Below are 4,857 nucleotides of genomic sequence, written 5' to 3'. Positions count from 1 at the left end.
CGAACTGCCCCCTGCTTCAACCAGGTTGCTGCGACAACCCGGCGGTGAAGGTCTCTCACCTCACTCGACCCCATGGCGCCTCGTGGCGCACCCACTCGCTACGACAAGACTCCCGACAGCTGCCTCGCCGGTCTCCACCTGCGCGCCTCGATGATCTGGATCAAGGACCTCACCAGGACCACCCGATGATCATGACTCGATATGCCCCTAGGTGACGCGCTGAGGTGCCGGACGCCAAGGGCGGGCAGGAGTTGAGTCAACGGTCAACCAGCCGTGGACGCGGGGCTTCACCCGTGGATTCCGCGTCGGTGTCGTCGGTGCCGACCGGGCCGCGGGGAAGCAGCCAGTCCAGCCACTTCGGCAGCCACCAGTTGGTCCGGCCGAGGAGTGTCATGGTCGCCGGTACCAGCACCATGCGTACGACCGTGGCGTCGATGAAGATCGCGGTGGCCAGGCCGAGCCCGAACATTTTGGTGGAGGGGTCCTCGGCGACGGCGAAGGACAGGAAGACCGCCACCATGATGAGGGCGGCCGAGGTAATGATCCGGGCGGTGCGCGAGACGCCCTCAACGATCGCCGTGCCGTTGTCGCCGGTGCGCAGGTACTCCTCGCGTACGCGGGAGAGGAGGAACACCTCGTAGTCCATCGACAGGCCGAACAGGATGGCGAAGAGGAACATCGGGATGAACGACACGATCGGAACCGTCGCTTCCAGCCCGATGAGTGCGCCTCCCCAGCCCCACTGGAAGACGGCGACCATGATGCCGTAGGCCGCGCCGATGCTCAGCAGGTTCAGCAGTACCGCCTTGAGCGGTACGAGTATCGAGCGGAAGACCAGCATCAGCAGCAGGAACGACATCGCCAGCACGGCGGCGACGAACACCAGCAGGCGTTGGCTGGTGCGTTGGCCCACATCGGACAGGCTCGCGGCGGCGCCGCCGACGTGGGCCCTGGCCGGGCCGTGCCCGATCGCCGTGGGCAGCACGTCGGTGCGCAGCCGGGCGATGGTGTCGGCCGTGGCCTTGTCCTGAGGGCTGGTGGTCGGGAACACCACGAGGGTCGCGATGCCGGTGGCCCGATCGATGTGCGTCGGCGCGACGGATGCGATGCCCGGATCCGCCGCGACCGTTGCGACGAGTCGGTCCAGCACTCCCGGATCACCGGCGGGGTCCGCGGCGATGACGAGGGGACCGTTGGTGCCCGGGCCGAACCCCTCGGCGACGAGGTCGTAGGCGCGGCGCTCGGTACGGCTGTGGGGCAGTGAGCCGTCGTCGGGCAGGCCGACGCGCAGGCCGAGCACGGGCAGCGTCGCGGTCAGCAGCAGCCCCGCCGCGCCGACCGCGTACGGCACCGGGTGCCGGCCGACGTGCCCGATCCAGCGACGCCACCCGGCGGCGTGGGCGGCGCCTGCCGCCTGGTCCCGCCGCCGTGCGAGTCGGCCCAGCTTCCTGGTCTGCAGAGCCCGGCCGATCCGGCCGGCCCGGGCCAGGCGCGGGCCCGCCGCGCCGAGGAAGGCCGGCAGCAGCGTCACCGACGCGAGCACCATCGTCAGGACGACGATCGAGACGGCAACCCCGCCCACCGTCATGAACGGCACGTTCGCGACCGCCAGGCCGAGGATCGACACGACGACGGTGCCGCCGGCGAAGACCACGGGCCTCCCCGCCGTTGCCACCGCTCGCCCCGCCGCCTCGTGGGGATCGAGCCCGCGCGCGAGGTACTCCCGGTGCCTGGCGAGCACGAACAGCGCGTAGTCGATGCCCACTCCGAGCCCGACCATGCTGCCCAGGACGGGGGCGAAGGTGGGGACCTCTGTCACCCCCGCCAGTACCGTCATCGTGGCGACTCCGATGGTCAGCCCGAAGACCGCCATGCCGATCGGCAGCGCGGCGGCGACGAGCGAACCGAACGCCAGGAACAGGATCGCGGCCGCGGCGAGGATGCCGATCAGCTCACTTGCGCCGCCGTCGGGGTCGGAGAAGGCGTAGAAGAGGTTCCCGCCCATCTCGATGCGCAGGGGCAGCTCGGCGCGCAGCCGGTCGCCGAGATCGACGAGGGCGTCGAGGTCTTCGGCCGACAGCCGGCTCTGGTCGGGGTACTGCACCCGGACGACTGCGATCCGCCCGTCGGCCGAAACGAGGCCGCCGCGCACGGCGGTGTCCCCGCCCGTGTCGAGTGCCCCCGCCGGGTCGCTCGTGCCGAGCACGTGCGGCAGCCGCTTCACCTCGGTCTGCAGCCTCGTGAGAGCGGTGCGCGCGCCGTCGTCGTCGAAGAACGTCGCACCGTCGTCGAGGGGGGTGACGACCACTTGGGCGGTCATCCCCTCCTGGCCGGTGCCTGCCCGCTCGATCAGTTCCGCGGCCCGTTGGGAGTCCAGCCCCGGAGCGGTCATCGAGTCCGCGGTACGCCCGCCGAAGGCGACGGCGGCGAGGACGGCGAGCGTGGCGGCGATCAGCCATGCCGCGATCACCCGCCACGGATGGCGGGCGGCGCTTGCGCCCAGGCGCAACAGGGCTTTCGAGAGCATCGGGTCCTCCAACCACCTCGTCGGCCGTCGTTGTACGGCCGCCGATGCCGAGGCTCGTCGCCACGGCGCTCCGCGGCATCGGCCCGCGGGCCGCGGATCCGTCGGCCCCAGGGCGGAGTGACGACCCGTCCTTTCGGCCGATGCGCGGCACGCCGCGGTGCCTAGGCTGAGAACCGTGCTCCGAGACGACCTGCGAGCCCTGTGGACCGAACCCCGGCCGCCCGACGCGCCCGCCCGGGTATGGCGGGACTGGGCGCTGCTCGCCGCGGGCCTTGCCGGTGTGGCGCTGGAGGCCACCCTGCGCGAGAACGTCGTGTGGCGGCCGGTGGCGGTGGTGTTCGCCGTATGGCTGTGCCTGCTGCCCCTGTGGCGCCGGACCCGCCCGCTGGCGATGGTGACGCTGGCGTTCGGCTCGGTGATCCTGCTTGAGGTGGCCTCGCTCGTCGCCGCACCGCGCGAGCCCGTCGGCCTGTACACCGGCGCGGTCGTGCTCGTGCTGGTGTACGCGCTGCCCCGGTGGGGATCGGGACGCGAGATCGTGCTGGGCGGCGCGATGATCCTCGCGGCCGGCGCGCTGTGTGTCGTCACGGACGAGACCCCGGTCGTCGAAAAGGTCGTGGGCTTCGTCTTCCTGCTGCTGCCCGGCGTGGTCGGGGCTGCCGTGCGGTTCCGGGTGACCGCTCGCGAGCGGCAGTTGGAGCAGGTGCGCTCCCGCGAGCGCGAGCAGCTCGCCCGGGAACTGCACGACACGGTGGCCCACCACGTGTCGGCCATGGTGATCATCGCCCAGGCGGGCCGGGTGCTCGCGGGCACCGACCCGTCCCCCGCCGTCGAGGCGCTGGAGGGGGTCGAGGAGGAAGGGGCGCGCACGCTGGAGGAAATGCGCGCCATGGTCGCCGCGCTGCGCGACCGCGGGGTCGGCGCCGAGCTGGCGCCCCCTGCCGGAGTCGCGGATCTGGAGCGCCTGGTGCGCACCCCGGGTGGTCGCCTCAGGGTCGACCTGGGGCTCGACGGTGAACTGGACGCGCTGCCCCCGGCCGTGGACGCGGCCGTCTACCGGATCGTGCAGGAGTCGGTGACCAACGCGCTGCGCCATGCGGTCGACGCGACCGAGCTCGTCGTTCGGGTCGCCGCGGAACGGCACACGGTACGGGTGAGCGTGCGCGACAACGGCCGGCGCACCAGCCGGGGTCGCGACGGATACGGACTTACCGGACTGCGCGAGCGCGCGACCCTGCTCGGCGGCACACTACGAGCCGGCCCGGGTACTGACCGGGGCTGGCATGTCGAAGCCGAACTGCCGAGAGCGAGGAGCGAGAGCGGTGTCCATTCGCGTCCTCGTCGCTGACGACCAGACGATCATCCGCACCGGGTTGCGGATCATGCTGAACGCCCAGCCCGGCATCGAGGTGGTCGGCGAGGCCGCCGACGGGCGGGAAGCGGTACGTCTGGCCCGCGAACTACGCCCCGACGTCTGCCTGTTCGACATCCGCATGCCCGTACTCGACGGGCTCGAGGCCACCCGGCTGGTCGCCGGCCCGGGCGTCGCCGACCCGCTGGCCGTGGTCGTCATCACCACGTTCGACCTCGACGAGTACGTCTACGGCTCACTGCGTGCCGGCGCCCGCGGATTCCTCCTCAAGGACACGGGACCGGACCTTCTGGCGCAGGCCGTACGGTCGGCGTCCGACGGTGAGGCGCTCATCGCGCCCAGCGTCACCGTCCGTCTGCTCCAGGCATTCGCGGACCTGCCCGCCGGCCGGCCTGTGGCCCAGCCGGTCTCCCCCGTCACGGCCCGCGAGGAGCAGGTGCTCCTCGCCGTCGCTCGCGGGCTGACCAACACCGAGATCGCTGATGCACTGCACATCAGCCTCAGCACGGTGAAGACGCATCTGGCCAGCCTGATGGCCAAACTCGGCGCCCGCAACCGGGTCGAGATCGCGATGTGGGCCTACGAAACGCGCCGTATCCTCCCCGGAACCTGAGCCGGGTGCCGGGCCATGTCCCATGAGTCCCCGCCCGGACATCAGTGCACCGGTCGGCTCACGTCGGCTCCACGTGCCTCACCCGCCCCAGAGCGTGACGTACCAGGAGGCCGGAACTGGGACGGTGAGACACCCGATACGACAAGACTCCCGACAGCTACCTCGCCAGTCTCCACCTGCACGCCTCGATGATCTGGATCAAAGACCTCACCAGGACCACCCGATGATCACGACTCGATACGCGCCCTAGTACTCCAGCCGTAGTTCGGTATCTGGGCAGGTCAGCGGCCTGGTGGCGTGGAGTGTAGCGGGGCGCCAGGTGGGCGGGACGGACTTCCCCACCGC

The 4,857-nt window shown here is 71.4% G+C and carries 3 protein-coding genes; 2 read left to right on the top strand and 1 reads right to left on the bottom strand.

Annotated elements, in window-relative coordinates; all coding sequences use genetic code 11:
- Positions 1-256: 256 nt before the first annotated feature.
- Entirely contained in the window at positions 257-2,527 is a 2,271-nt protein-coding gene (locus tag ACFV7R_RS46730) for an MMPL family transporter (RefSeq protein ID WP_385276829.1), read from the bottom strand.
- Positions 2,528-2,702: 175 nt separating this feature from the next.
- Between ACFV7R_RS46730 and ACFV7R_RS46725 the strand changes: the two genes are divergently transcribed.
- Together ACFV7R_RS46725 and ACFV7R_RS46720 are read left to right on the top strand one after the other, a co-directional pair.
- Positions 2,703-3,875: a sensor histidine kinase gene (locus ACFV7R_RS46725; RefSeq protein ID WP_385276826.1), complete on the top strand. Its 1,173-nt coding sequence runs from the start codon at positions 2,703-2,705 to the stop codon at positions 3,873-3,875.
- Positions 3,850-4,512: a response regulator transcription factor gene (locus ACFV7R_RS46720; RefSeq protein WP_150497990.1), complete on the top strand. Its 663-nt coding sequence runs from the start codon at positions 3,850-3,852 to the stop codon at positions 4,510-4,512. The genes ACFV7R_RS46725 and ACFV7R_RS46720 overlap by 26 nt, the downstream gene beginning before the upstream one ends.
- Positions 4,513-4,857: the final 345 nt, after the last annotated feature.

The organism is Streptomyces sp. NPDC059866 (genome assembly GCF_042731325.1).
GTDB lineage: Bacteria > Actinomycetota > Actinomycetes > Streptomycetales > Streptomycetaceae > Streptomyces > Streptomyces flavusporus.
This window is presented reverse-complemented; position numbering and strand designations above follow the sequence as displayed.

Coding starts and splice junctions, on each gene's coding strand:
- ACFV7R_RS46730 (WP_385276829.1), bottom strand. CDS start 2,527: ATGCTCTCGAAAGCCCTGTTGCGCCTGGGCGCAAGCGCCGCCCGCCAT.